24 protein-coding genes and 1 pseudogene are annotated in these 24,731 nt (G+C 60.9%); 16 read left to right on the top strand and 9 right to left on the bottom strand.

Translation table 11 applies throughout. From position 1 onward, the window contains the following. The first annotated feature begins 129 nt into the window (after positions 1 to 129). The 4 genes from AC1DW4_RS06430 (at position 130) to AC1DW4_RS06415 (ending at position 3,190) form a co-directional block, all read left to right on the top strand. Complete coding sequence (locus tag AC1DW4_RS06430) at positions 130 to 2,085, top strand: UvrD-helicase domain-containing protein (RefSeq protein ID WP_477016422.1); 1,956 nt, start codon at positions 130 to 132, stop codon at positions 2,083 to 2,085. A 304-nt stretch (positions 2,086 to 2,389) separates the two neighbouring features. Then, positions 2,390 to 2,569: a hypothetical protein gene (locus AC1DW4_RS06425; protein ID WP_477016421.1), complete on the top strand. Its 180-nt coding sequence runs from the start codon at positions 2,390 to 2,392 to the stop codon at positions 2,567 to 2,569. A 3-nt stretch (positions 2,570 to 2,572) separates the two neighbouring features. Then, positions 2,573 to 2,830 carry a hypothetical protein gene (locus AC1DW4_RS06420; protein ID WP_477016420.1) on the top strand — a complete coding sequence of 86 codons (258 nt, stop codon included), beginning with the start codon at positions 2,573 to 2,575 and terminating at the stop codon, positions 2,828 to 2,830. 3 nt (positions 2,831 to 2,833) lie between these two features. Continuing rightward, on the top strand, positions 2,834 to 3,190 hold the full coding sequence (locus tag AC1DW4_RS06415; RefSeq protein ID WP_477016419.1) for a hypothetical protein: 357 nt from the start codon (positions 2,834 to 2,836) through the stop codon (positions 3,188 to 3,190). Between the two features lie 13 nt (positions 3,191 to 3,203). On the opposite strand, the gene AC1DW4_RS06410 is transcribed toward AC1DW4_RS06415, so the two are convergent. Genes AC1DW4_RS06410 through AC1DW4_RS06400 form a run of 3 tightly spaced genes read right to left on the bottom strand, consistent with a single transcriptional unit; the run spans position 3,204 to position 4,269 of the window. Next, positions 3,204 to 3,377 carry a hypothetical protein gene (locus AC1DW4_RS06410; RefSeq protein ID WP_477016418.1) on the bottom strand — a complete coding sequence of 58 codons (174 nt, stop codon included), beginning with the start codon at positions 3,375 to 3,377 and terminating at the stop codon, positions 3,204 to 3,206. Then, on the bottom strand, positions 3,374 to 3,565 hold the full coding sequence (locus AC1DW4_RS06405; RefSeq protein WP_477016417.1) for a hypothetical protein: 192 nt from the start codon (positions 3,563 to 3,565) through the stop codon (positions 3,374 to 3,376). Before AC1DW4_RS06405 ends, AC1DW4_RS06410 begins: the two co-directional genes overlap by 4 nt. Then, on the bottom strand, positions 3,562 to 4,269 hold the full coding sequence (locus AC1DW4_RS06400; protein ID WP_477016416.1) for an SOS response-associated peptidase: 708 nt from the start codon (positions 4,267 to 4,269) through the stop codon (positions 3,562 to 3,564). Before AC1DW4_RS06400 ends, AC1DW4_RS06405 begins: the two co-directional genes overlap by 4 nt. A gap of 138 nt (positions 4,270 to 4,407) precedes the next feature. Here AC1DW4_RS06400 and AC1DW4_RS06395 point away from each other — a divergent pair, with 138 nt between their 5' ends. Continuing rightward, positions 4,408 to 5,145 carry a hypothetical protein gene (locus tag AC1DW4_RS06395; RefSeq protein ID WP_477016415.1) on the top strand — a complete coding sequence of 246 codons (738 nt, stop codon included), beginning with the start codon at positions 4,408 to 4,410 and terminating at the stop codon, positions 5,143 to 5,145. A 57-nt stretch (positions 5,146 to 5,202) separates the two neighbouring features. Here the strand turns inward: AC1DW4_RS06395 and AC1DW4_RS06390 are convergent, their stop codons facing one another. The 3 genes from AC1DW4_RS06390 to AC1DW4_RS06380 form a co-directional block, all read right to left on the bottom strand. After that, positions 5,203 to 5,958, bottom strand: coding sequence for an AlbA family DNA-binding domain-containing protein (locus AC1DW4_RS06390; RefSeq protein ID WP_477016414.1), 756 nt, complete (start codon positions 5,956 to 5,958; stop codon positions 5,203 to 5,205). Between the two features lie 18 nt (positions 5,959 to 5,976). Next, positions 5,977 to 7,914: a GmrSD restriction endonuclease domain-containing protein gene (locus AC1DW4_RS06385; protein ID WP_477016413.1), complete on the bottom strand. Its 1,938-nt coding sequence runs from the start codon at positions 7,912 to 7,914 to the stop codon at positions 5,977 to 5,979. A 222-nt stretch (positions 7,915 to 8,136) separates the two neighbouring features. After that, positions 8,137 to 8,823: a hypothetical protein gene (locus tag AC1DW4_RS06380; protein ID WP_477016412.1), complete on the bottom strand. Its 687-nt coding sequence runs from the start codon at positions 8,821 to 8,823 to the stop codon at positions 8,137 to 8,139. A 634-nt stretch (positions 8,824 to 9,457) separates the two neighbouring features. Between AC1DW4_RS06380 and AC1DW4_RS06375 the strand changes: the two genes are divergently transcribed. The 9 genes from AC1DW4_RS06375 (at position 9,458) to AC1DW4_RS06335 (ending at position 22,082) form a co-directional block, all read left to right on the top strand. After that, positions 9,458 to 12,595 (top strand): helicase-related protein, encoded by a 3,138-nt coding sequence (locus AC1DW4_RS06375; RefSeq protein ID WP_477016411.1) that lies wholly within the window; start codon positions 9,458 to 9,460, stop codon positions 12,593 to 12,595. A 4-nt stretch (positions 12,596 to 12,599) separates the two neighbouring features. Continuing rightward, complete coding sequence (locus tag AC1DW4_RS06370) at positions 12,600 to 16,034, top strand: type ISP restriction/modification enzyme (protein ID WP_477016410.1); 3,435 nt, start codon at positions 12,600 to 12,602, stop codon at positions 16,032 to 16,034. Beyond that, a complete protein-coding gene (locus tag AC1DW4_RS06365) occupies positions 16,031 to 17,014 on the top strand; it encodes a hypothetical protein (RefSeq protein WP_477016409.1) in 984 nt (327 codons plus the stop codon). The genes AC1DW4_RS06370 and AC1DW4_RS06365 overlap by 4 nt, the downstream gene beginning before the upstream one ends. Before the next feature lie 370 nt (positions 17,015 to 17,384). Further along, positions 17,385 to 17,777 (top strand): hypothetical protein, encoded by a 393-nt coding sequence (locus AC1DW4_RS06360; RefSeq protein ID WP_477016408.1) that lies wholly within the window; start codon positions 17,385 to 17,387, stop codon positions 17,775 to 17,777. An 87-nt stretch (positions 17,778 to 17,864) separates the two neighbouring features. Further along, complete coding sequence (locus tag AC1DW4_RS06355) at positions 17,865 to 18,233, top strand: hypothetical protein (protein ID WP_477016407.1); 369 nt, start codon at positions 17,865 to 17,867, stop codon at positions 18,231 to 18,233. Next, positions 18,230 to 18,520, top strand: a complete 291-nt coding sequence (locus tag AC1DW4_RS06350; RefSeq protein ID WP_477016406.1) for a hypothetical protein — start codon at positions 18,230 to 18,232, stop codon at positions 18,518 to 18,520. Before AC1DW4_RS06355 ends, AC1DW4_RS06350 begins: the two co-directional genes overlap by 4 nt. 641 nt (positions 18,521 to 19,161) lie before the next feature. Then, positions 19,162 to 20,076: a hypothetical protein gene (locus AC1DW4_RS06345; protein ID WP_477016405.1), complete on the top strand. Its 915-nt coding sequence runs from the start codon at positions 19,162 to 19,164 to the stop codon at positions 20,074 to 20,076. Positions 20,077 to 20,424: 348 nt separating this feature from the next. Then, on the top strand, positions 20,425 to 20,760 hold the full coding sequence (locus tag AC1DW4_RS06340; protein WP_477016404.1) for a hypothetical protein: 336 nt from the start codon (positions 20,425 to 20,427) through the stop codon (positions 20,758 to 20,760). A gap of 200 nt (positions 20,761 to 20,960) precedes the next feature. Beyond that, positions 20,961 to 22,082 carry a tyrosine-type recombinase/integrase gene (locus tag AC1DW4_RS06335; RefSeq protein WP_477016403.1) on the top strand — a complete coding sequence of 374 codons (1,122 nt, stop codon included), beginning with the start codon at positions 20,961 to 20,963 and terminating at the stop codon, positions 22,080 to 22,082. A gap of 171 nt (positions 22,083 to 22,253) precedes the next feature. Here the strand turns inward: AC1DW4_RS06335 and AC1DW4_RS06330 are convergent. The 3 genes and pseudogenes from AC1DW4_RS06330 to AC1DW4_RS06320 form a co-directional block, all read right to left on the bottom strand. After that, positions 22,254 to 22,766 (bottom strand): annotated as a pseudogene (locus AC1DW4_RS06330) (NYN domain-containing protein); the annotation flags it as partial. 266 nt (positions 22,767 to 23,032) lie between these two features. Then, entirely contained in the window at positions 23,033 to 23,530 is a 498-nt protein-coding gene (locus AC1DW4_RS06325) for a hypothetical protein (RefSeq protein WP_477016402.1), read from the bottom strand. Positions 23,531 to 23,534: 4 nt separating this feature from the next. Then, a complete protein-coding gene (locus tag AC1DW4_RS06320; RefSeq protein WP_477016401.1) occupies positions 23,535 to 23,912 on the bottom strand; it encodes a DUF4177 domain-containing protein in 378 nt (125 codons plus the stop codon). 135 nt (positions 23,913 to 24,047) lie between these two features. Here AC1DW4_RS06320 and AC1DW4_RS06315 point away from each other — a divergent pair, with 135 nt between their 5' ends. Continuing rightward, positions 24,048 to 24,308, top strand: a complete 261-nt coding sequence (locus AC1DW4_RS06315; RefSeq protein ID WP_477016400.1) for a helix-turn-helix domain-containing protein — start codon at positions 24,048 to 24,050, stop codon at positions 24,306 to 24,308. A gap of 156 nt (positions 24,309 to 24,464) precedes the next feature. Beyond that, positions 24,465 to 24,644, top strand: coding sequence for a hypothetical protein (locus tag AC1DW4_RS06310; RefSeq protein ID WP_477016399.1), 180 nt, complete (start codon positions 24,465 to 24,467; stop codon positions 24,642 to 24,644). Positions 24,645 to 24,731 lie beyond the last annotated feature (87 nt).

The raw sequence follows: 24,731 nt of genomic DNA, 5'->3' as shown, positions 1-24,731 counted from the left end.
GGCGATCGCTTTGATGCGCTGTTACGGTTTGACATTGGCCCATGCGACATCCCTATGGCCTAACCATAGCGAGAGAGCGCCGCTGTCGCGTTCAAGGGGACGGTGGTGGCGAGCGGTCGACGACCATTTTTGTCAGCTTCGATCGACCTGATCGAAGAAGCATTGGAAAACGCCATCGCGGCGGGGGATACCCGCACGGTCTCAACCATCTCACACGAACTTACCTTCAGGCGCGTCCCTCGGGCACGCGATCTTGTTAAGCGGATCGAAAGCGGCGCTTCGGACACGACCCGGCCGGCAACGACGGAGCCTAAACGGTCAGCTTCAGGTGCACGCCAACCCCGATCCGCACCTCAAGGTTCGGCTCAGAAGGCGACAAGGCAAAAGCACAAGCCAACGGTCGAACAGGTAGAGGCGTTGGACAGCTTCGGCACCGGAGGTTCGCTGCGCATCAACGCCTTCGCGGGGTCTGGAAAGACCTCGACGCTTCAGATGCTTGCTCACTCGAGCGAGCGGCGAGGGCAGTACATCGCATTCAACAAATCGATCGTGACCGACGCTAAAACCAAGTTTCCCCAGACTGTTAACTGCTCAACGACACACGGGCTGGCCTATCGGGCGATCGCTGGTGGATTCGCGGGAAACAACGAAAAAATGACGGGACGCATCAGCGCGCAAAAGCTTGCTGACGTTCTAGAACTGAAAAAAGGATGGCGGGTTGATGAAGGCCATATCCTTCCGCCCCGGTCGGTGGCCTTTCTGATTCTCGACACCATTCGGAGCTTCGGGCAGAGCGGCGACGAGGTGATCCTGGACACGCATGTTCCACGGCATGGTTCGCTGCTATCCGCGAGCGAAGACACGGTCGCACGCGTCAACGAGCACGCACGCCGGGGGGCGGAACACGTCTGGTCGCGCATGTGCAATGCGGATGATCCGCTGCCGCTCGGTCATGACGGCTATCTTAAGCTTTGGGCGCTGTCGCGACCGCGCATCCCTGCAGAATTTATCCTCCTCGACGAAGCCCAAGACACCAATCCAGTCGTGCTTGAGGTGCTCAAGCTACAAGAAGCGCAGCTCGTTTATGTCGGGGACCAGTACCAGCAAATTTACGAATGGCGCGGTGCCGTGAACGCAATGGCGGCGATGGAGACCGACCACGCGGTTACCTTGACCAAGTCGTTTCGGTTTGGATCTGAAATCGCTGCTGCGGCTTCGTTGGTGCTGCAGAAGCTTGGTGAGCCGAAGGCCCTCACCGGCAATTCGGCGATTAAGAGTTCCATCGCTCACTGTAGGCCAGACACAATACTTGCACGCACGAACGCCAACGTGATGGCCTCCCTGCTCACTGCCCTAGACGACGGGCGCAAGCCCCACCTCGTAGGCGGCACGACAGAGCTCATGGCGATGCTGAGAGGTGTGCAAGATCTCAAAGCCGGAAACCTGAGCGTCGTGCCCGATTTCTTTGGTTTTTCTAATTGGCGGGAAGTGGTCGAGTTTGCCGGCAGCCAGGAAGGTGCCCACCTCCTAACGTTCGTGAACCTAGTTGAGGCGCGCGGTGAAAAGCAGCTGATGTGGGCGCTGAATCGAACGGTCGATGAAGAGGACGCCGATCTGGTGCTCTCGACCGCTCACAAGGCGAAGGGGAGAGAATGGGCGAACGTTCAGCTGATGGACGACTTCTTGCCGGCGCGGCCTACCTCAAAAGGAGCCACACCGATTGAAGCGAAAAAGGCCGATGATGAGTTCGCGGCCGAGTTGCGACTGTTCTACGTCGCCATGACGAGAGCCAGAGAGGTCATCGATATTCCCTCAACCCTCCTTGAGAAAATCGGAGTGAAGAGCACCGCTCCAGGTCAGGCGGAATCCAAAAGGACGGCTGCTTCGACAGTTGATCCTCGGCCGAAACCCCCAGCGTCGGCACCACCGGCCTGGGCTAAGCCCGCCGACTGGCAAAAAACGACAGTCTTTGAATCCATTTCGGCCATGACAGGAATGGCAGCTCAACCGCCGCTTTCGGAGCCAAGACCGGCTCAGACCAAGAAAAAGAAGGGTCTTTTCGACTGGCTTTTTGGCACTCGTTAGCGCTCTTCCTCCCGTGTCTGCCGGTATAGCGCGGGTCGGATTTCTCGTCGGTTCCCCCTTGCTGGCGGCCGGCAAGCCCGGGGCGGCAAAGCCGGCCGTATAAATCTCTCCCTGCCTCGCGCGCTGGTTCCGGCTGGCATCGCGGGGCGGGGAGACCCTTTTTTTGAAATTTCGGTCGGTCAGGACAACTACCCGCGTCCTGGTCAAGCTCTCCACAGACATGAGAACAAAAACGGAACAATCGCTTGCGTGGGCCACGTCAGCGGAGTCACAACGCCAACCGGGTCGGCACCTGGAGAGCGTCATGCAAGAAGAACTTTTCCCGATCCGCCCTGCCGATCAGCACCGTCTGATGGAGCGCATGGCCAGCGCCCGCGTCTCGCTCGAACAGGCCTGCGAGATCATCCGCTCCCCCGACGCGCACAGGGCCTTCATCTCCGAACTGTGCGCTGAGATGTACTGGGCGGCCGGCAAGCGAACCTGACCCATGACACCGCTGGAGGTGAGGGACGATCACGCCCTCAGGGCGACGATCGACTGTCGGCGCTGCAATCGAACCCGGATGCTTCGCGTCGGTGCCATCCCCAGGCGCTGGCAGGCCATCGAGATGGGTCTGATCCCCTTTCGATGCGGCGACTGTGGCGAGCGGCCCGACAGGATCCAGGTCGAGCGCGGCTGGGGGCCTCAGTACGAGCGCGTCTGGGAGTGGCGAGGCGGCGACGCAGACCGCCCGTCTGGGGTCTAGGACATGGGCTATAAGAAGCCGGAGCGGCGGGGCCTGCACGACCTTCTGCATCCCCACATCATGCTGGGCCAGATGCAGCGCGACGGCTGGCTGATCCGGACCCGGTGTCTGCACTGTCAGCTCGACCTGCTGGGCGACTTCGAGGTGCTGATCCGCATGAACGGCCGCGACTTCAAGCCGTGGGGCCGCTCGCCGCGTTGCCGGCGCGTGGGCTGCGACGGCACTATGGTCTTCATGGGCAGCCCGCCCGGATGGCACATGACCTTCTGGCCTCTTGTGGACGGGGTCGGGTCGGTGGCCACAGGATCGGTTCTGACGCTGGCGGTGCGCAAGGACCCCGCTCAGCCTGACACGTCCTGAGTCGGCAAGACAGCTACTCCAGCAGCTCCTCGCACTTCCAGTCGTCGTCTCCTCCGCTCGCCATGCATCGGTCATAGGCCATGTCGGCACGTACGCGCTGGACGCCGACGATCACGCCCTTCTCCGGTGCGATGCCGGCGAGGGTCAGCAAGGCGCCCAGGACCATCGCCCGCACGAAGATCCTCACAGCCCCGTCCACCTGGCGACGCCGACGGTGGTCAGCAGAGCGCCGAAGATCAGCAGGCCAAAGGCCGTGGTGCGATCTTGACCATTCCGCCAGCCGAGCCGTTGGGCGCGCTGAAATCCCGAGAGGGCGAACGACACCCCCAACGCCCCGGCGATAGCTTCTAGCCAAGGCGGCACCAGATCGATCACGGTCGGGACACCACCGACAGAGACCCGTCCGGGAGCGGCCGCTGTAGCGCCTTTGCCTCGTCCCACGGTGCTCGCATCCAGACATCACGCTCTTGTTCAGTAGTCAGGATGACCGGCATCGCCTTGGGGTGGACAAGGCCCACTTCGGCGTTCGGCTCGGTCGTCAGGAAGGCGAACAGGTCGCAGGTCTCCAAACCGGTCTTGATCTTGCGCACGCAGGTCCAGGCCGGGACGTGGACGCCGGCGAAGAAGGCGAGCGGCTCGTCTCCAGGCAGCGTGAACCAAATCGGGCGGTAACGGTCCTCGGCGTCGCGGCCGGGCTCGCTGAAGGACGTGAACGGGACGAGCGCCCGGTTCTGGGGCGACAGCCACGGCTTCCAGTGCGAGCTTGCAGTGTTTCTGACGTTCGTCGTGCCGCTGTCGGGTTCGAGCTCTAGGAGCCTGGAGAAGTCGACGTCCTTGCCCTTGGCCCGCAGCTTGTCGGCGCGCTTCGTGGCCGCGTCTAACAGCGCCTTCTTGGACGACGGCAGCCCCCACCGGGACAGGACCAGTTCCCGATCTCCGCCCGGCCCGTTCCTAACGATCGGTGCCGGATAGTCAGGAAAGACGTCGCGGGGTTCGAGGTTGCCGACGTCGCTGCGCATTGCCCGCGCCAAGTCGAAGATCGCGGCCGGACCTTTTCGAAGGGAGTAGAGGTTGCACATAGGTGGAGACCATCACAAACCGTCAGTAATTGTCCAACGCAGCCGCCCGTCTAAACCCGATTGGATGGCTAATCATCGGCCTGCGGATTGACGGTCGAAAGCCAAACAGTTCGACATTCGCTCTGATCGGAGAATTGCATGTTCGATTACCAGAGGCAGGCCGAGGTGCGCCGGCTGCTATTTCGGTACCTTGAGAGCCCGTCTCTTCGTCATCTCAAGGACCCAAAGCAGGTCGACCGCTTGGCTGAGGACATCGTGTCTGCCGTTGATCGATCCTCGCCGCTATGGGCCAAATGGGATGCGACACGAGGCGAGCTGTTGAAAGCTGCCGCGAAGACTTGGATTCCGATCGAGGATCTGATCGCCTTCCTGAACGGTTTGCCCGGACCGCGGCTCACGAAAACCGACGCAGAACAGAGGCTGAGGGCCTTCCAGGAGGAACCATACGCAGACCGCTATCCAGACGAGCGCGTGAAGGATGCGTGCTTGGCACTGTACGCCGCCGAACTCGAAGCAGGCACCGAACTGCCTGCCATCGTTGGCGCGCTCCAGGAATTCGCTGACGCGGAAGAGAGGCGCTTGGACCGCGAACGCCAGGAGAACTGGAAGGCCGCGCAGGCGGCCGAACGCTTGGCCCTGGAGCGCCGGTTCCTGTCTGGGGCGGATTGCAAGTGGGGGCCACTGGAAGGGTCGAAAGCGCTCTTCATGCGCCGAAATAGTCGCGCCTTTCGCCTGTCTCCAACAAAGGAAAAGCGCTGGGAGTTGCACCTGATCGAGGAACCGACAGACGTGGGCTACCTGATTGGAACCTACGCAACCCGGGGCGCGTCGAACAAGGTCGTCGACAAGATCGCTTATGAGCCGGTGCTGTGCTGATCGCGCTGCCCAGCGTCAGCGTGCCCCTTTTAATGAGAGATCCTCAGAACCCCTGCCCTAGCGCTGGCGGTTCATTACAAGAGCTTCGATGTCCCGAGCTTGTAGCCTTACCGATTGGTTGCCCGCTCGGCGGTACACGATTTCCTCAGCGCCCGGCTTTGCTGACTTGATGCAGACGTTCAACCAATCGCGACGCGGCTCAACATTGAGGACGCAAACCCGACAGCCATCGGCTTCCACAAAGCCGTGCCGGATATATCCTGTGATAATGCGGTAATCTGGAATAAAGGTCCTCAATGCTGCGCTTAGCCGCAGTTCCCATTGGTCTTGATCAGCTTTCCCCCCAATAAATCCGAACTCGTTTTCTACACCGTATGGAGCTCCGTCGTCGCACACGCCGATCAGGAGTACCCCACCGTCGGCGTTTAGAAACGCAACGACGGTCTTGATCACCTCGTGGATAATTTCGTCTGAGAACAAGTCCGCCGCAGGTGCTTCTGGTTGTTGTTCCAGGCGTCGAACGTTCAAGCCGAGCGTCTGTTTGTACTCGACCCGGTGTCCTTCCCCCAACTTTAGTGCCTCTTTGCAGGCGCTCTCGAGTTCGTCCGCCGATTTCAGAGCGCTGAACACTCGCCGGTCATCGAACTCTCCCGTGGCTAGTGGTGGGCTGCACTCTACCCCGGTGCGTTCGCATACCCGTCCCAGTTCGTCGAGCACCTCTAAAGCGGCGAGCGTCTGGAATTCCGGCAGCGTCCGAAGATCGGAGATTGAGCACTCCAGGCCCTGCCTGAGGGCTACTGAGACAAACTCCATCAAGTCCGTGGGCACGGATCACACAGACAAGCGAGTGCGCCGGAGAAGGTCGTCAGCGATGTTGGCAGCACGTCCCTGCCAGAAACTAGGCATTGCCTCAGGTTCGCCGGTCAACATGGCGAAATCGTCCGGACCGATGAAAACGTTCTGGAAGAATTCGCCGCCTGTTTCAAAAGTAATTTTCGAGGTTTCGATATAAGTCCGCGGCGACTTGGTCTTCCAATCGTTATTTGTCTCCCGCGCCAGGGGCATCAGATTAGCAATAGAATTGACCCAATCTCGGCCGGCTTGGTCTTTGTCGAGCCAGGCTTTCAAGGGTCCCGAGGCGTTGTCCGCGCACCATGCTCGAGGGAAGATGTGGTGAAGCTCCAACGTGCCTTCGGCAGTCAGGGAAATATCGACGCCCTCGATGTCCCTCGATGTCCCCGCGATCATCGGAAGCAAAAGTGCTGACTGCTTCGCTCCACCCGGCCTTCCATCCGTGAGCAGGTCTATAATGGCTTCGCGAGACGGGACATCCTTGGGGTCGATCATCGCTTCCAGTTGAGCATCACAATCGTGAAGCCAAGCAGACTTGGTCTCATAGTTACCCCGCGTCCGAAGCATTTTCTTGAGGCTAGCCAGGTCGGTCGCGAGCCGCGTCAGGAAGCCCTGATCGTATCGGGTTGCGAGTGCATTGCGCCAGAAAAAGGCTCGGTAAAGGGAGTTTAGATCGGCGACGTTCCACATGCTGTGGAGCCCCGGAGGATCAAAAGCTTTGTGCCAACGGATCGCTACGTAGATCGATGCGGAGATCGGATACGGGCATTTGTCGTAGCTGAAATGACCGCCCGCAACCAGAAACTGGAAGTCGCTCAGGAAGGTCGCGAACTGATCCTGGTTCGCTACCACCGCTTCCCAATGCGCGGCGGGCGTCGCCAACAAGTCCGGCGACTTGATCGAGTCGATCGTCGTCACCTTACGGTTTCCGCCAACCTGTCGCGGTTTTGGTTTGTCTGCGCGTTCCAGCGCAACGAAGGCTGCGGTGACGAACTGGGCTATTAGTTCAGGCCGTCGTTCCGGTACCGCCCAACCTACGGCACCGTCAATCTGTCCGAAATCGCGGACCCAGTCCCGAATGTGAAGCCCCTCTGAACCGTCGTCCCCCTCAGTTTCCCGATAAATCCAGGAATTAATCAAATCGACTGTCGAGACCTTCATTCCCGACAGGTTGAGCGTCTCGAATATCTCGCAGATTTGCCCGAGGTCATACTTTTCCGGAACGATACAGGCTGCCAGTCGGGTTTCGTTGATGCCGTCGAACGCGCTTTGAACAATGGAATCTCGGCGTTTGAGCTCCACAGGATCGGGCAGTTCTCCGCCAGGATAAGTCTGTGGATCCCGAATCTCTTGAGCGTACCGGTACCACTGCCGCAACACCGACTCTCCCTCGATGTCGCTCGCGAGGGGAAACAGCCCCTGGGCAATGCACGCTGTTGAGGTGGTTAGGCCGGCCTTTTCCAGATCGGTTGTCTTGCGGAAGATTATGCGTTCCAACGGATCCGGCTGTGCGGCGTTAAGGAAGTAGCGCCCGTTGTATTTGCTCTTTCCATATTGTGGCGTGAATCCCGCGAAAGCCATGGCCAAGGCAGTGCACCGTTGTCGGCCATCTAAGATGGCGTAGAGCTTCTGGCCGCCGGCATCCTCGCCGAAGCGCTTTGTGACCTGTTTGCGAGCCTTCGCGTCATAGTCTTGGATTGTAAGCCGCTCGAGGTCGAGCGGGTTTCGGTCCGACTGCTCCCAGAGCGTGATCATTCCAATGGGGTAGGCGTCAATCACCGAAGTCGCGAGCGCGGCGATCGCAGAGGTGTCCCAGACAAATTCCCGTTGGAAACGGGGCACCTGCCACGTGGCGCTTCGAAGGCTGTTTATGACATCGGCGATTCCGTAGTCGGTGATCCGGATAGCGTTGTTCAAGCTAGTGCTCCGTAGCCGGGCAAATCCGGAACTTCCGGTTGGTCGATCTTGTGGCGCGCCCCGACGCCCGCCGCTTGATCGCCACAATAGGTTCGCGCCGGGATTGATCAAGCGCGGTGACTGCCAACATCATGCGCGGTCGCTAGCCGGAGCGGCTCGCCCCGACTGAGGGCCAAACTGTATCCATGCAGGCTAATCTTCAGAGATCGAACGCGACGTGCGTTAGATCGCTGTTCCTCGTCGACGCCAATCGTGTTCGATCCGGGCTTCCACCCAGTCCCCCAGTCGATCCACCTCAGCGATCGCCTCGAACAACGCGTCTCGCGACACCTTAACCGAAGGTGCGAGAAATGAGCGCTCATCCCCGCCAGCATCGATCCAGGCCTGCCAATCCGGGGGGTCTACGAAGATTGGCTGGCGGAGCTCGCGCAGGGTGCTAGGGCCATGTGTGAGGCGGAATGATGTGATGTCATCGCCGTGCTGAGCTTGATTCCGTGCAAGAACGATCTGTTCGATGACTTCAAAACGGACCGGGCAGTCAGACCAGTCGGTATCAAACACATCGCCTAGGGCTGATCGATATGCGGCGACGAAGCCCTTTTTCAAAAGAGCCTTTTCCCGGGGCTCGAATTCGAATCGGAGCGTCCGAAGTCGCAAGGTATTGAGGTAAAGTTTCAACGAGTCGGACAGAAGCGCGACGCATGCTTGGCTAAGAACATCGCGGCCGGTATCGGCATCAATCCATTCGGTCACATAAGGCGGCTCGCCGTCCTCGCTGTATGGCGGATTGTCGTAAGGCGGCTCTCCGGCTTCGATCCGCTGCTTGGTGTCTTCGAACCCCGCCACGCCCGTGTCGTAAAAGATGCGTATGAAAGCCGTTCGCTGCTTCAAGAAGAAAGTCGCGTCCATCTTTAGCCGAACCCGTCTGGCCCCCCGTCGCCTTGAGGCTTCTCGGGATCATGCAAAACCAAACGTAGCGTGTCTCGCCGGCAGATCGCCATACTTCAGTTCAGCGTGGTCGGGAAAGCACCGTCCATGCTTGCTCCCCTTCGACCTAGTTTGCAGGTATGGCGCAGGTCGGAATTCCGCTCTCATCCACCGGAAGGCGCCTTAGTTTGGGAACGTCGAAACCGCCCGCTTCGCCCAGACTGGGAAGGGGTTGGGTCGGCGAACATTAGAGGCCGCAGATGGCCCTTTGAACCCATGCCACCACTTGGTTTGGCCGGTTCGCTTCCCTGGATTTCGTAATGCGGGGGTCAGGTGTTCGAGTCACCTAAGCGGCACCACTACTTCCCATAGGACATAGGCTTGGCCCAAGGCGGAAGTGCCTCCCGCTGGGAGCCGAAGTGGGTCCGACCTGGGGCACCTCTCCTTGGGCGGTTCGGGCCTTTGCCGGACGAGCGGCCAAGACAACTAGCTAAATGTTTGATGTCCGGGTGGAGGTCGAGCGAAACTTGGGCGCAGAGGCCCAACGTCCACTTCGCCCGAGACAAGAACCAGACACGTGTTAGGTGTGTGCCGGTTGTCGGTAAGGGGAGGCACAATGCCGAAGCGCGAAAATGCCAGAACGGGTGGTGAGCTCTTCATCGTCGATAACAGTGACGATGAGTGGAAGGCTCTGCGCTATCTACGCGACTGGTGCGACTATGCCCGGTCTATCGACGTAGCTACGGGCAATTTCGAGATCGGCTCGATGCTGGCTCTGGATGGCCAGTGGCAGAAGGTCGATGGTCTGCGCGTGTTGATGGGCGACGAGGTCACGCTGCGCACGCGCGCGATGTTCGAGAAGGCTCTATCAGATCGTGTCCGCAGGCTCGACGACAGCCTGGAGGCCGAGAAGGAGAAGGACGATTTTCTGGACGGCCTGCCCGCGATCGTTGCGGCCATCCGCAGCGGCAAGATTCAGTTCCGCGTCTATCGACAGGCCAAGTTCCACGCCAAGGCCTATATCACCCACGCCCGCAGCGAGGTCATCGGCGCCGCCGCCCTTGTTGGGTCATCGAACTTCACCCGTCCCGGCCTTACCCAGAACATCGAACTGAACGTCCAGATCACCGGCCAACCGGTGTCGGTGTTGCAGGATTGGTATGAAGAACACTGGGATCAGGCCGAGGACATCACGGTCGAGGTCCTGAAGACGATTGAGCGCCACATCCAGGAGTTCACGCCCTTCGATGTGTGGGCGCAGTCGCTCAGCGAGTATTTCCGCCGCCGAGAGATTTCGGCCGGCGAGTGGGAGCGTGACCACTCGCGCATCTGGAAACTGCTCGATGGCTATCAGCGGGAGGGCTACGGCCAGCTGCTCAAGATCGCCGGCGAGCACAACGGCGCTTTCCTTTGCGATGGCGTCGGCTTGGGCAAGACCTTTGTCGGCCTAATGGTGCTGGAGCGCCTGGCGGTTCATCAGAACAAACGCGTCGCGCTCATCGTCCCGAAGTCCGGACGACAGTCGGTGTGGGAGGCCAACCTTAAGCGCTACCTTCCCGACCTATTGAAGGGGGGGCAGTGGAGCAACCTGCTGATCCTCAACCACACGGACCTGAATCGGGAGTCCATGAAGAGCACGATCGAGGCGGTGGCCTCTCAGTGCGACGCCATCATCATCGACGAGGCCCACAATTTCCGGAATCCAGGCCTCGCCGGCACGGGACGGAAAAAGGAGTCCCGGTATCGCATCCTGCAACGGATGGCGCAGGGCAAGCAGGTATTCCTTCTGACCGCCACACCCGTGAACAACGGCGTGTTCGACCTGATGCACCTGATTGAACTGTTCGCCCAGCGTGCCGACGCCTTCGCCGGCTTGGGCGTGCACTCGCTTCAGGGGCATTTCCGGGGCCTTGAGAAGACAATCCGCACGGCGAATCACGCCGACCAGACCGCCCCACCCGAGGACGATGTCGATCAGACCGTCGAGGTCGGCCCCGCACGCGAAGCCTTCGCGGCCGACCCGCTGGTTCAGAATCTGGTGGTCCAGCGCAGCCGGGCCTACGTGAAGGCGAGCCAGCTTACCGAGGCCAAGGGTCAGGCGATCTTCCCGGTGCGCGACGACCCTAAAGTTGCTGCTTATGACCTGTCGCCGCTGCAACAGCAGCTGCTCGACCTGGTCGAGGAATCCTTCCGCCACAAGAGCGAACTGTTCCGCCTCGCCCTCTACGATCCGACCGAATGGCTGATCGAGCCTTCAGAGGAGGATGATCTGGCGAAGGGCCGGCGGAAGCAGGTCGTGCGCCTGATCCGTATCGGTTTCCTGAAGCGCCTAGAGAGTTCCACCGCCGCCTTCGAGCTCTCTTGCCACCGACTCATGATCAAGCTTCTGGCCTTCTGGAAGGTTCATGCCGAAACCGACGCCGAGAAAGCCGACCTCGCTGTTTGGGAGGATCGCCATGCCCCGCAGATCGCTCAGGTTCAGGCGGGCCTCGCACGTCACACCGGCGACGAAGCCGACGACGAGGACGACGCCGATCCGCTGATTACGGACGCGGACGTGCGCAAGGTCGAGCGTCTGCCGCGTGAAAAATACAAGCTCGCCGAGCTGATCGCCGAGACGCGTGAAGACCTGAACCAATTGGTCAAATTCCTCGACGTCCTGAAGCTGTTCGACGCCGCGCAGGACGGCAAGCTGAAGGCGCTCTGTCGGATGTTGACCGACGACCCCGTGCTAAGCCGTCACAAGGTGCTGATCTTCACCGAGTATCAGGGCACTGCGCGATATTTGAAGCGTGAGCTGGAGGCGCGTGGCATCGCCGGTCTGGCCCAGATCGACTCGTCCACGAAGACGCCGCGCGACAAGATGATCCGCAACTTCGCCCCCTATTATAATCAGACCACCAGCGCCGCCCTGGCTGAATCCGGCGAAGCCGAAATCCGCGTCCTGATAGCGACCGACGTGCTTTCGGAAGGGCTGAACCTTCAGGACGCAACCCGGCTGATCAACTACGATCTCCACTGGAACCCCGTGCGGCTCATGCAGCGGATTGGACGCGTTGATCGTCGGATGAACCCCGACATCGAGGCCGCCTTGGTGGCTGACCATCCGGACACCAAGGACCTGCGCGGGCACGTTGCCTATTGGAACTTCCTGCCCAACGAGGCCCTGGAGAAACTGCTGGGGCTATACGCGCGGGTGGCTGGCAAGACCCTGCGCATCTCCCGGCTGTTTGGCATTGAGGGCCGCCGGCTCTTGAAGGAGTCAGACGACTTTGACGACCTCAAGGACCTGAACCGCGAAATCGATTCTGAACCAACCGAAGAGGAGAACCTGCGCCAGGAACTGCGGCAGCTCCTGATCGAGCATCCAGACATGGAGGTCCGTTTGGCTGGCCTACCCAACCGGGTGTTGAGCGGGCGCGCCGCCATCAAGGCGCGGGGCGTATTTTTCTGTTACGCCCTGCCGGGGCGAACCCGGACGGTCGAGGGCGAAGAGACCTGGGACAGCGACAATGGTCGCCAGGTGCGGTGGTATTTTCACGACCTGGATGGGGACACCGTCCTGGAAAGCGTGCCGGCCATCGCCGCCCGTATTCGCTCGGCCGAGGATACGCCGCGCACTCCGGTGGATAGGGCGCGCCTGACCGCCGCCCGCACGGCGGTCGAGAAGCACATCGTCAGTGGATACCTGAAACAGGTGCAGGCTCCGATCGGCGTCAAGCCGATCCTGAAGGCCTGGATGGAGTTGAACTGAGCCGATGACTGCACCAGCCACGCTCGACCGCATCAACGACTTCCCTGGCCTGGTCCGCTACCTGCGGGACGAGCTGGAATGGGAAATTCCCGAGGACGCCGCCTTCGGCGATCTGACCTTCAACTGGACGCCCTCGGAGATCGGCCTTGATCTCGACGAGCCGATCGAGATCACCCAGTTGCGCCCCCTTCGGACCGACCAGCGGTGGGGCATCTTCTTCCTCAACTTTCCGCAGGGAAAGCTTCCCGTCACGCTGATGCGCCGCATCCTGCGCGGCCTGTCCAAGCGCAAGCGCGCCTCGGCCAATGCGGCCGATCAGGCGGCGTGGAACAAGGACGATCTGATCTTCATCTCGGCGGTAGGCGATGCAGATGACCGACGTCTTTCCTTCGCCCACTTCCAGGAGCGAGGAAACGACTTACCGACCCTGCGGGTCATCGGCTGGGACAGGGACGACACCGTTCGCCGCCTTTCGCACACCGACCAGGTGCTGCGCTCTAAGCTGGGCTGGCTCCACGGCGAGGGCCTGCCGCTGAACTGGCGCGACGCGTTCACCGAGCGACCGCGTGAATCTGTCCGAACCGCCAAAGAGATGGCGGAAGCCTTGGCGGCGCTGGCGCGCGATATCCGCGATCGTATCAAGCTGATCTTGCCAAAGGAAAAAGCCAATGGCGACCTGAAGCAGTTGTTCGAGGCAGTGAAGCAAACGCTGAACCGCGACCTCGACACAGAGAAATTCGCCGACACCTACGCCCAGACCATCGCCTACGGTCTGCTGTCGGCCCGCATCAACCAAGTGCGCGAACGCGACGTCAAGCACGAGGCGGCGCTAAAAGTGGGTCTCGGACCCAAGCCGGCTCTGCCCGCCATCACCGCCGACGCCGCCGGCCAGGCGATGCCGACGACCAATCCGTTTCTGAAGGAATTGTTCGGCTCATTCCTCAGCGCGGGCGGACGCGACGCGAAGGGTGCCGGACTGGACTTCGACGAGCTCGGCGTCGGCGAGGTGGTCGATCTGCTGAATGCGGCCGATATGGAGTCGGTGCTGCTGGACTTTGACAAGCACAAGGCCGGGGACGACCCGGTGATCCATTTCTATGAGGGCTTCCTGCACGCCTATGACAAGGCGCTGAAGGTCCAGCGGGGCGTCTTCTATACGCCCAGGCCGGTGGTCTCCTTTATCGTGCGCTCGGTAGACGAGGTGCTGCGCAGCGAGTTCGGCCTCACCGACGGCCTGGCGGATACCGCCACCTGGGGCGAGTTTGCCGCCGCCCATCCGGACGTGAAAATTCCCGCAGGCGTGAGGGAGGATGAACCCTTCGTCAAAATCCTCGACCCCGCTACCGGCACCGGCACCTTTCTGGTCGAAGCCATCGACCTGATCCACACGACCATGACGGCGAAATGGACGGCGGCGGGGCTGGACGGCAAGGCGTGTGTCGAGGCCTGGAACGACTATGTTCCCGCCCACCTGTTGCCCCGCCTCTACGGCTTCGAACTGATGATGGCCCCCTATGCCGTCGCCCACATGAAGCTGGGGCTGAAGCTGGCCGACACCGGCTACCGGTTCGAAGGCTTGGACGTCGACGGCAATCCTGCCCGGGCCCGAGTGTTCCTGACCAATGCGCTGGAGCCTGCACGCAACTTGGACATGGAACTTAGCTTCATGTCGGAGGCCTTGGCGCATGAGGCCAAGGCGGCCAATGAAGCGAAGGCGAACGCACGCTTCACGGTTCTCGTTGGTAATCCGCCCTACGCGAAGCTCTCCAGCAACAAGTCGAAGTTGATCGACAAGGTCATGGAGAAGTACAAAACGTCCATCGCTGAGGAAGAAATTCAGCGTCAAGCGCTATCGAACGATTATGTCAAGTTTTTCGCGACATCATTCGACTGGGTGGCGCGCACTGGTACCTATATTCTATCTTTTATTACTGACAATAGCTTCCTAGACGGGCCCTTGTTTCGCGACATGAGGCAAGAGATCGTCAATTCCTCTCAGTCTGGCCTGACAATTGTCGATCTCGGTGGAAATAGCCGTCGAGCAGCAGAGACTGAGATCGACGAGAACGTATTCGACATCCAACAGGGCGTCGCGATTACCGTTTCTAGGGCACTCTCTGGGCGCACCGGTTCGGTTCTATACAGTCGCATCCGAGGTGATCGAGAATCGAAATCCGCAGCGTTATCAGACCTGGTGGGTATTAGTTCCCAAGAGCTCGTGCCGCTGGGCCCGACGTGGTGGTTGGTCCCTCGTCCGAAGGCTGCGGACGAAATTTACGGTGCCGCTCCGTCCCTTCCGAACATCTTCGCTGGGGCTCGACGTTCTGGGCGAAGCCTGCCGTTTAATGGTGCGGCGCTCGCCACGCGTCACGACAATTTCGCCGTCGGCATGACCCGACTTGAGCTGGAGCACAATATTGAAAGGCTCTTGGACAGGACAATAACTGACGCGGAGCTCGTAGAAGAATTTGGTTTGTGCAGCACATCTCATTTCGACATCGGTAGGGCTCGAAATGTTCCCCGTGATGAGGCTGTAGCAGCGATAAAGCCGATACTTTACCGGCCCTTTGACAAACGATGGGTCATCTATCATCCGCTAATGATTGGGGAGCCGCGGCCTGAGATTATGGGCTTGCTTATTCAACCCAACCTCGCGCTCCTTAGTACTCGGCGAGTGACTGGGAAGCCCTACGACAATGTATTCGTGGCCAATGGGCTGGTTGAATACAAAGCAGCCACCCACGACCGAAATACTCAGGTATTTCCTCTCGGTCTCGGTGATTCCGCAATGGTTCCTGGAACCGACAGCGGGGTTGCATTCAATCTCAGCCCGAAATACGTGGCCGCGCTTGGTCTAGATGCCGCCATCGATGGCAACTCAATATTTCGATTTATTTATGCCATACTTCATTCACCAGATTATAGATTCCGTTACCAAGGACGTCTTGAAGAGGATTACGCACGGATACCGCTTACCCGTAACAAAGAGCTGTTCAACCGTCTGGTGCCGCTTGGGGGCCAGCTCATAGCGCTGCATCTTCTGGACTTCGGCAATGCTCCCATCCTTACTGACCCCGCCGTGCGTTTCGTTAACCCAAATGGGGTCGAGGCGCGCTTGGACGGCCGCAAGCTCGACGCTCGGCGTAACACCGCTGGCCGGGTCTACATCAATGACGCCTGCTGGTTCGAGACGGTTCCCTCCTCGGTCTGGGATCACTGGATCGGCGGCTACCAGCCGGCCCAGAAATGGCTCAAGGACCGCGCCGCCAAGGGCGGCAAGAACAAGCGTGAAGGCCGCGTCCTCACGCCGGAGGACCAGCTCCACTATCGCCGCATGATCGTTGCCCTTGAGGAGACCACGAAGGTCACGGCCGAGATCGACAGGGTCATCGCCAAACACGGCGGCTGGCCCGATGCCTTCAGGGGAATGACGGATTGAGCGAGCTGGCACCCGAACCCTCTCTGGAGGGACGCAACGTGCTCGCGCGTCCACGCCGCATCTGGCTCAGGTCCTTCTACGGTTTCGGCCCGGAAGAGGACGGTTACATTGGCTGGACAGAACCCGAGCGCCGCGATCGTATGCTAGGTTTCCTCGAAGACGGCGACATGTTCATGATCTACGGAGCGTCGAGCGCCGAGACGGCCCGCGCTGAACGCAACAAGGTGATCGGCTTCCTCCAGATCGAGGCGCGCCCCATACAGGATATCGACAAGGCGTCACCCGCCGGCATGGAACGCAAGCGCCAGAAGGGCTGGAGCGATCGCTGGACGAACGCCCTCCCGGTCGTGCGCGCTTGGCGGGTGGATGAGCCGATCCTGCTGGAGCGCATCGCGCCCAAGACCTATCGCCCCGAAGCGGGCCAGGCGATCGCTGTGTGGAGCCCGCCACTGCTGCCCGAAGAGGTCGAGCAGGCGCTGAAGATCAGGGTGACCGAGGTCAGTGTTTTCGGCGAACCGCCCTTGTCCGGCGGCAGCCTTTCTCGCGCGCCACTGGCTCAGGCCTTCACCCCGTCTCGCGCCTTTCCAGGTAGCTTTGGCGCTCGCACAAGCTTCTACGAGGATGGGCCGACGCGCATGTATATGGCCCGCTTCGAGGGTAACGGTTTCGCGTTATTGGGTGAAACGCCCCCCTACGGCGACAAGTCCGTGCTGTTGAAAATCGGCGTCTCCAACGATCCACGACGGCGGGTTCAAGAGTTGAATGCTGGCATCCCTCCTGCCGCCATCGGCCGCTGGGCCATCCCGATGGTGTCCGAGCCATATGTGGACCGCGCGGCGGCCGAGGTGGCTGAGAAGGCTTTCAAGGACATCGCGGACAAGGAACTTCGTAGCCTTGGCGGCGAGTTTTTCGTTGGAAGATGGGGCGCGGCCGAAATCCTGTTCGCGCGCATTCCCGGCGTCTCTCGCTTCGGTGGTTAAGGCTTCAGGCGTCGCGCTTTGACCACCGCTCCTATATGGCCTCGCAGGCGGCTAAGATCCCCACGGCCCATCCGGGCGTCCAGCGAAGCTAGACAGGCGTCCAAGGCTCGGGACCCGCGTCCGTCTAGCTGGCGGGCTCAAGCCGGACGCGACATGCGCAAATGCCGGCATCTTATATGAACTAGGTCCTAGCTTCAGCGCTCAGCCGCGGTTTTAAACCTCTAGCTGCAGAACCTGTAGCTGATGAAACGCTAGGCCTTTCAACCCGACCACTGCCTACCCCACGCCACCCCTCCATCGCCAACCCAACCAGAACCCCCGTGGCCTCACGCTGCGGGGTTTTTCTTTGCCCTGAAAGGATCCCCCCGCCGTGCTGAAACTCTCCGACCGAGCCGCCGTCACGGCCGCGCTCACCGACCCCGATATCGACCCTGAACTACGCGCCCTCATCGGCCTTCGCGCTTGGCAGCTCGACGATGTCCGACACCAACCCCTCGGCGAGACCGTCCAGTTCGCGGTCATCCAGCCGGGCGACAACCCATCCACCATCCACGACGCGGTGGGCTTCCCGCTCACCTGGGACCAGGCCGACCAGCCGGGTTTCGAGTGGATGGAGGACCACGGCTCGGCTGGTTATTTCGAGCTGGCGTTCGTCCTGACCGACGACGTCGGCCTGATCGTCTTCGTCGCCGACGATCCGGGCGTCGATCACACCCTCCACTTCAATCTGCTTGCCGTCGCCAACCGGCAGAACCCCGCCTGACGCCTCTTTCGCCTCACTCCGCCGACCCATCCTTCCGCGCCCTCCGACAGCCCGTCGCGAGGGCGATTTCAATTTAGGAGCCTCCTCGTGCTTGAACTCAAAACCTGCGCCGCCGTGGCGGACGCGCTCCACGACACCGACCTCGATCTCAGCCTGCGCGGGCTTATCCGCCTTCGTGCTCGACAGCTTCATGCCGGGCAGAAAAGCCACCCCTGGTTCTTCGTCATCCAGGGGGGAGACACGGCCGATGTCATCAATCGGGCGCTCGGCTTTTCCATCACGGGCGACGACGCTGAGCCCGCCAGCTGCGACTGGATCCAAGACCACGGCCTTTGGTTCGAGATCGCCTACGGACACACCCGCATCTTCGTCGAGAACGGTCCAGGGACTGAACTCGGGCTTCATTACCTATGTCTCGCTCACTTCTGGTCCTCTGACGTCGGGCAAGAGGCGTGAACCGCTTCGTCGCGTTCATGACGGCGCTACTCGTCCTGGCGGCCATCCGGGCGGCGGTGTCGGCGCTCGTGATCGCCCTCGCGATCATGCTGCTGTTCTACTCCGTCACCCGGCCGCGTGAGACCCTGGCGTTCGTGGGCACCCTCACGGTCGTCGGTCTGGCCAGCGCCCAGCCGACGGCATTCATCATCACGGTCGGCGTTATCGCACTTGCGGTGGTCATCGCTGCCGCGCGGCGGAAGTCTCGACACCGACTGCTTCTGACGGATGGCCGCGAACACCACTGAAACGTGGGCGATAGAGTTCAGACGGCCGGAAGGTACTTCCAATGGGACGCCGTGTCAGTCCCTACCGGAAGGCACTTCCGGACTTACCGGTGAGCTCACTCCTAGTAAACTAGCCTTCCGCTTGGCGGCGAGATTAACTGAGCTATTGTTCGATACTTCAGGATCAATGCGAAAACTTTGGGTATTCTGTCGAAGTCTGAAATTGGGCGTTGAATTACACACTGCGATGGACGTAGGGGGGGGCTAGCGGCTCGGCCATCCGAAAGGAGATCGCGCTGCGGTCGGACCAGTTCGCCCCTGCGCTTTCGCACAGGTCGTCTGGCCGATCTGGTCTTTGAAATCGTTGAATGGAGAAACGAATGGAAGACGATTCCGATCGTTCGGACGATGACGAGTCTGCGTCGCCGACACCGAACGAAGATGAAAACAAGCCACCGGGTAACACAACACAGCCTGACGGCTTTTCGAGCTCGCCAGAGCCCGAACTTCCAGCTGACCAAGACCCAGTTCCTGCCAGGGACGCGCAAGCGCCAAGGCGAGCGAAAATGGAAACTCCCTTTCATAGGCACAGCCTGAAGGGGGATGGAGCCAGGTTGAAAGCAAGCGCCGTCGACACGAAGCCTCTCCTCGGGGACTTCGTCATGTTCGGCCAAGCCACCATGATCTACGCCCAGGCGAATGCCGGTAAGACCCTGACTACGATCGCGCTCATCCTCGAAGCGATCGAACTAGGGCGCGTCGATCCGAACGACGTGATCTACGTCAACGCTGACGACAGTAGCAAAGGTCTCGCTGAGAAGGTCGGGCTGCTTGAGGGTGCCGGCGCTCACGTGCTGGCCCCCGGCTACAAGGGCTTCAAGGCCGGCCAATTCGCCGACAAACTAAAGGAGGCTACGTACGACGGGTCGGCGCGCGGGTCGGTGGTGTTCATCGACGTACTCAAGAAGTTCACCAACCTCATGGACAAAGGGCGATCGAGCGAGTTCGCCCAGGTCTGCAGAGAGTTCGTTATGGCGGGCGGCACGATCTTCGCGTTGGGCCATACTGCCAAGAGCCCTAACCCCGACGGAACGCCCCGCTATCAGGGCACGACCGATATTCTGGAGGACTTCGACGCGGTCTATGTTGCCGAGCCGATGAGCGCCAGCCCAGGATCCGGGGAGCGCATCATCCGCTTCACGCGCTTGAAGACCCGCGCAGAAGGCCCGGAGATCGTCGCCTACGCCTACTCCGCGGAGCCTGGCCTGACCTATGCAGACAAGGTCGCGTCTCTTCGGCCGGTCTATCCGGAGGAGCTTGATGGCCACCAGCTAGAGGTGGAACAGCTCAGCGACGAAGACGTGGTCATATGCATTGCCGCGTACCTTCGTTCCGGCCACGGCCATGTGGGCGAAGACAAGATGATCCGCGCCCTGGCTCGCGAAGGTGACATCTCGCGCGCGACGGCCAAGCGCGTCCTCGCCAAGTACACCGGCTCAGACCCCGAAAAGCACCGCTGGAACTACACCAAGGGCGACCGGGGTAAGCGAATCTATCACCTGTTGGCGCGCGACTGAGGGACCCACCGACTCCCAAATCCCCACTTTCCCAGATCCCGAGACGACGGATCGCAAGTCGTCGGAGGGGACTTCTGGGAAAGTGGGGAACTGGGGATTTGCCGACCTCGAACGGCCCCGCCCGAGGCGGGCCAAACGCAGCCCGCTGGGGCTCGCTCCGCGCCTGCGATGGCCCGACCATCGCCGCCCGCCCGACGCCCGCCCACTGGCCAGCCCTGGGGCAAGTCGGGCCAGTTCGTCCCCCGCCGCGCTCGCTCCGAGCGAGGCCACCGACCCGCGACCCCGCCGGCTTCGACAGAGGAAGCGCGGAGTCGCAACCCCTTCAACCCCACCTTTTTGGAGGCCTCCATGACCGAGGTAACACATGGCTGCGCGGCTGAATCTGCCGTCCATCGCAGGGCAGAAATCGTCCATCCTAACGATCACGCCGGCCCCGATGCCTACGCAGAACAAGACGACGAGACCCGCGTGGTGTTGGCGCTTTTAAGCCTCATAGCCGGAGGCTTCAGCGAGGGTCGCGTCCAGCTCGCCGTGACCGCTGCCTCACAGAGCGGCGTCAGCGATCGGTACGCACTTCACGTCCTCGACCGCTACACCGGCGCGACCTCGGAAGACCATTACTGGGCCATCCGCAGGGCCGGCAGAGGTCAATCTCTCTACAGCCTGCTGTCGTCGCATTCGTAACGCGGTCAACCCGCGCCGAGCGAAGCCCCTGCCGCAGCGACGATCGTCCGTGATGGACGGCTCGCACCGTCCCCGGGTCCATGCGCCCGGGGACCGGTTTGCCGACGCCTCCGGTCGGCCGGCGATCACGCCACCCTCTTATTTCAACATTCATCTACAGGAGTCAGACCATTCCTAGAGCCAAGCTAGACGCCGCATTTGTGGCCACGGCCACTTGTACGGCCGGAAAAAAGAAGACCGACTTCTACTGCACCCACATCACAGGATTTATTCTAGAGTGCCGTGAAGGCGGCGGCCGGACGTACGCCATCCGGTACGATCGGAATGGGACCCAAAAGCAGCATAAGATCGCGAAGTTCGAGGACGTTTCATTCGCGGAAGCCAAGAAGGCGGCGCAGCGCCTTCGGGCCGAGATTGCCATGGGTGGCGATCCCGGTGCGGCTAAGGCCGAAGCAAAGTCGGTGCCCATCTACCGCGAACTGGCTGCGATGCACCTAGCCGACGCCAAGCTGCACCAGAAGTCGTATAGCACGACCGAGGCCTGCATGCGGAATCACATCCTGCCGAAGTGGGGCAAGGTGCGGATCACCGAGATCACCCCACGCGGCGTCAGCCTGTGGCTTGCCGAGAAGCGTGCCGCCGGCTCGGCCCCGGCGACAGTCGAGAAGATGCGCGTGATCCTGGGCCGATCTTTCGTCCTGGGTGCCCGCTGGGAGGTAATTGGGGCCGACAAGAACCCGACCCGTGGCGTGGCCAGAAAGCCGCTTAACAACGCCCGCGAACGGTTCCTATCGGCAGAGGAGGCGGCGCGCCTTCGTGAGGCGGTGGCCGGCTCCCACAACCTCCAACTCCAGCACATCGTCGGTCTGCTTCTCCTGACCGGTGCCCGGCTGCGCGAGCTGCTGGATGCGAGATGGGAGAACGTCGATGTGAAACGTAAGTCCTGGCTGATCCCGACCAGCAAGACGGGCAAGCCGCGCCACGTCCCCCTGTCTGCGGCGGCGTTGGCGATCATCGCCAAGCTGCCACGGTTCAAAGACTGTCCGTGGCTGGTGCCCAACCCGGCGACCGGCCTGCCGTTCGTCTCAATCAAGCACGGTTGGCAGAAGGCGATCAGGGACGCAAAGCTGCCGGGTCTGAGGATCCACGACCTCAGGCACTCAGCTGCGTCGTTCATGGTCAACAGCGGCGTCGACCTGTTTGCCGTCGGCAAGGTCCTGGGGCACGCCAGTTACCAGTCGACCCAACGTTACTCGCACCTCGCCAACGACACCTTGCTTGCTGCCGTGGAAGCTGGATCCGCCAGACAGCTGATATCCTGACGTTGGTAACCCACCCGTATGCTGGTCCAGAGCCTGCGTGCGGGTGGGGCTCTTGGAACCGGCTTCAACGGCTTCTTCGACTTTGCCGGAAGGGGGCGGGGTCGAGTTGGCATTCATCGCGACCTTTGTCCTGATCTCCGCAAAATCGATAATGCGGACATAGGAGGCTAGCTCTCCGCTGATAGAGCCGCTCGTTCCAATGACAATTACTGCAACGTTTTCGTTCTCGACTAGGTGTTTTATCACTTCACTGAAATCACCATCCCCGGCAATCAAATATAGCTTGTTCCAGCTCTGCTTACTGAAGGATCGCATCAAGTGAAACGCAAGGCCAACATCAACTGCCTTCTGAATTCTGGTGGTATATTGTTCCCCTGACACTGGGTGAACAATTGGTCCTCCACCGGCATGTTTAGGCCACTCATGTGCTTTGTTTTGGAGCCAATATAACTTGACGCGGAGCCCGGGCCCCTTGGGAGGCGGCGAGCTCAGGAACCGGTGAAACCCCGATAGACCGGTCGAGTGTGGATCTTTGTCACAATCAAAGTAGTACGCGTCACCAATTGTATCGGATGCGTCCGCCTCAATGTAACGTCGCAACGCTGAGTAATCTAGCCGATCCCGAGACACGGACTGCCACGATATATTCGAATAACTACCATCTACGAACCAAGCTGTGGCCATGACTCTGTCAACCCTGACGCTACGAACGCTGCATAAAGATAACTAGGCAGCCCATGGCTCATGGCTATGGCTTGCACCTCACGCATTGGCAATCTGCAGCACGCCAGCGCCTGAACCTGGCAGACGTCGAGGCCGGCGCTGCAAACGGGCCTGCTCATCTATCACCCGCCCCGCGCACTGACATCTGTCGGTCGCGGGGCGGGTGCCCTTTTTTTCTTCTCACCTACAAATATCCGCCGGAGAGCTGGAGGAGGTGAGCGCGGTTACTACCCGGTCTTAGTGGCGGACGGCGGCGTCTGGGGCTCCAGGAACACTGCAGGATACCGCTGGCGGAGCTCAGCCTTGTACCGCTTGTTCAAAGCGTTTCGATTGATCAGTCCGACAAGGATGAGCCCCAGCCCGAGCCCATAGGCGGTGATGAGAAACACGCCTGCGACGATCAAGGTGATCACCTGCCAGTTCTCGGCGGGCGTCCACATCTTGCGAGCTTCCCTGCCCAACAGCTTGTCGACTGCAGATCGCTTGAGCCCGTCGACATCGAGGGGAATCGGCACCTTGGCGGTTGCCTTGAGCTCGCCGCCCTGACGCTGCACGTCCAGACCGTCCCGTGACACCTCGGCGGCGATTTCATCCAGCGCCTGGACACGCTGAGCCTCGGCGGCGGCCTGCTCCGCCTTTGTAGCTTCTGTCGCTAGGCGATGGCTTTCTCGCGTCTGGGTCTCAATCTCAGCGCGGCGAGCGGCGATCTTTGCTTGCATGTCCATGACGTTACGCCTCGCCTTCGTTCGAGAGGATCGACCCAATGACGGCTCCGCCGACGGCCAGCCCGATCGCGCCGGCCGCAGCTTTCCGGCCGACGATCTTGGACCGGTCTTCGGCCGTGATGATGTCGTCCAGCACCCGCGCGGCCCGAGTGGCCCGTTGGTCTTCCGGCACCCGCCGCTCGAAGGTCACCATCAGAGTTTCCCTGCTGCTGACGACGAGGTGGCGTTGCAGCACGTTAGCCATGAAAACCACCCTCCAGCCTTCGGCCGCCATGGCGTTCAAGTACGCCTCCAGCACGTCGGTTTCGATGCGACCCTCATTCAGGAGCAATGAGCTGATCGCCCCGTCAGCGACGTCGATCACCTTGTATTCGAACTCCATTTGCCCCCCAGGCCACCACCGCAACTTCGGCGGCTAACGCACCGCATAATGGCGTCGCCAATCCTCGTTTGCCCCCATGATGGGTGCGGTTTGAGCAAGCCTTAGCAACGTGTCACGTCGTTTGAAAGTGACCGGATGCGGAGAGTTTGGGTTACGTCGGCCGCCTACGAAAAGGCGGTCAGCCAACTCGTCGCCGTGCGCAAGCGCCTCGGACTTTCGCAGCGTGATCTGGCCGAGCGGATCGACAAGCCACGCTCCTTTATCTCGAAAATTGAAAGCCGAGAGCGGCGCGTCGATATCGTCGAGTTCATCGTTCTGGCACGGGCAATGGGCATAGCCCCAGGCGACCTGATCTCGGAATTAGCTCAGGGCCTCCCGGCCGAGATCCAAATCTGACATCGCAACCCGGCTTGCCGGTTGAGGCCTCGCTATTGCCATCCCGTCCACAGGTCTCAATGGCGGTGGATAAACAGAACAAAAACGGAACATCTTCTTGCACGCGCCGCAGTTCCAGAGTCACAACGCCAGCCGGGTCGGCACCTGGAGATCGTCATGCAAGAAGAGCTTTTCCCGGCCAGCCCGGCCGACCAGCACCGACTTATGGAGCGCATGGCCAGCGCCCGCGTGTCGCCTGAGCAGGCCCGCGAGATCATCCGCTCACCGGACGCGCACAAGGCCTTCATCTCCGAGCTGTGCGCCGGGATGTACTGGGCAGCCGGCAAGCGACCCTGAGCCATGACACCGCTGGAGATGAGGGACGATCACACCCTCAGGGCGACGATCGACTGTCGGCGCTGCAATCGCACTCGGATGCTTCGC

It is taken from the genome of Brevundimonas sp. P2_A6 (assembly GCF_056404975.1).
The sequence above is the reverse complement of the archived record's forward strand: the minus strand, read 5'-3'. Positions and strand labels throughout refer to the sequence as shown.

Coding starts and splice junctions, on each gene's coding strand:
- AC1DW4_RS06425 (WP_477016421.1), top strand. CDS start 2,390: ATGCAAGAAGAACTTTTCCCGATCCGCCCTGCCGATCAGCACCGTCTG.
- AC1DW4_RS06420 (WP_477016420.1), top strand. CDS start 2,573: ATGACACCGCTGGAGGTGAGGGACGATCACGCCCTCAGGGCGACGATC.
- AC1DW4_RS06415 (WP_477016419.1), top strand. CDS start 2,834: ATGGGCTATAAGAAGCCGGAGCGGCGGGGCCTGCACGACCTTCTGCAT.
- AC1DW4_RS06400 (WP_477016416.1), bottom strand. CDS start 4,269: ATGTGCAACCTCTACTCCCTTCGAAAAGGTCCGGCCGCGATCTTCGAC.
- AC1DW4_RS06395 (WP_477016415.1), top strand. CDS start 4,408: ATGTTCGATTACCAGAGGCAGGCCGAGGTGCGCCGGCTGCTATTTCGG.
- AC1DW4_RS06390 (WP_477016414.1), bottom strand. CDS start 5,958: ATGGAGTTTGTCTCAGTAGCCCTCAGGCAGGGCCTGGAGTGCTCAATC.
- AC1DW4_RS06380 (WP_477016412.1), bottom strand. CDS start 8,823: ATGGACGCGACTTTCTTCTTGAAGCAGCGAACGGCTTTCATACGCATC.
- AC1DW4_RS06375 (WP_477016411.1), top strand. CDS start 9,458: ATGCCGAAGCGCGAAAATGCCAGAACGGGTGGTGAGCTCTTCATCGTC.
- AC1DW4_RS06370 (WP_477016410.1), top strand. CDS start 12,600: ATGACTGCACCAGCCACGCTCGACCGCATCAACGACTTCCCTGGCCTG.
- AC1DW4_RS06345 (WP_477016405.1), top strand. CDS start 19,162: ATGTTCGGCCAAGCCACCATGATCTACGCCCAGGCGAATGCCGGTAAG.
- AC1DW4_RS06340 (WP_477016404.1), top strand. CDS start 20,425: ATGACCGAGGTAACACATGGCTGCGCGGCTGAATCTGCCGTCCATCGC.
- AC1DW4_RS06325 (WP_477016402.1), bottom strand. CDS start 23,530: ATGGACATGCAAGCAAAGATCGCCGCTCGCCGCGCTGAGATTGAGACC.
- AC1DW4_RS06320 (WP_477016401.1), bottom strand. CDS start 23,912: ATGGAGTTCGAATACAAGGTGATCGACGTCGCTGACGGGGCGATCAGC.
- AC1DW4_RS06315 (WP_477016400.1), top strand. CDS start 24,048: ATGCGGAGAGTTTGGGTTACGTCGGCCGCCTACGAAAAGGCGGTCAGC.
- AC1DW4_RS06310 (WP_477016399.1), top strand. CDS start 24,465: ATGCAAGAAGAGCTTTTCCCGGCCAGCCCGGCCGACCAGCACCGACTT.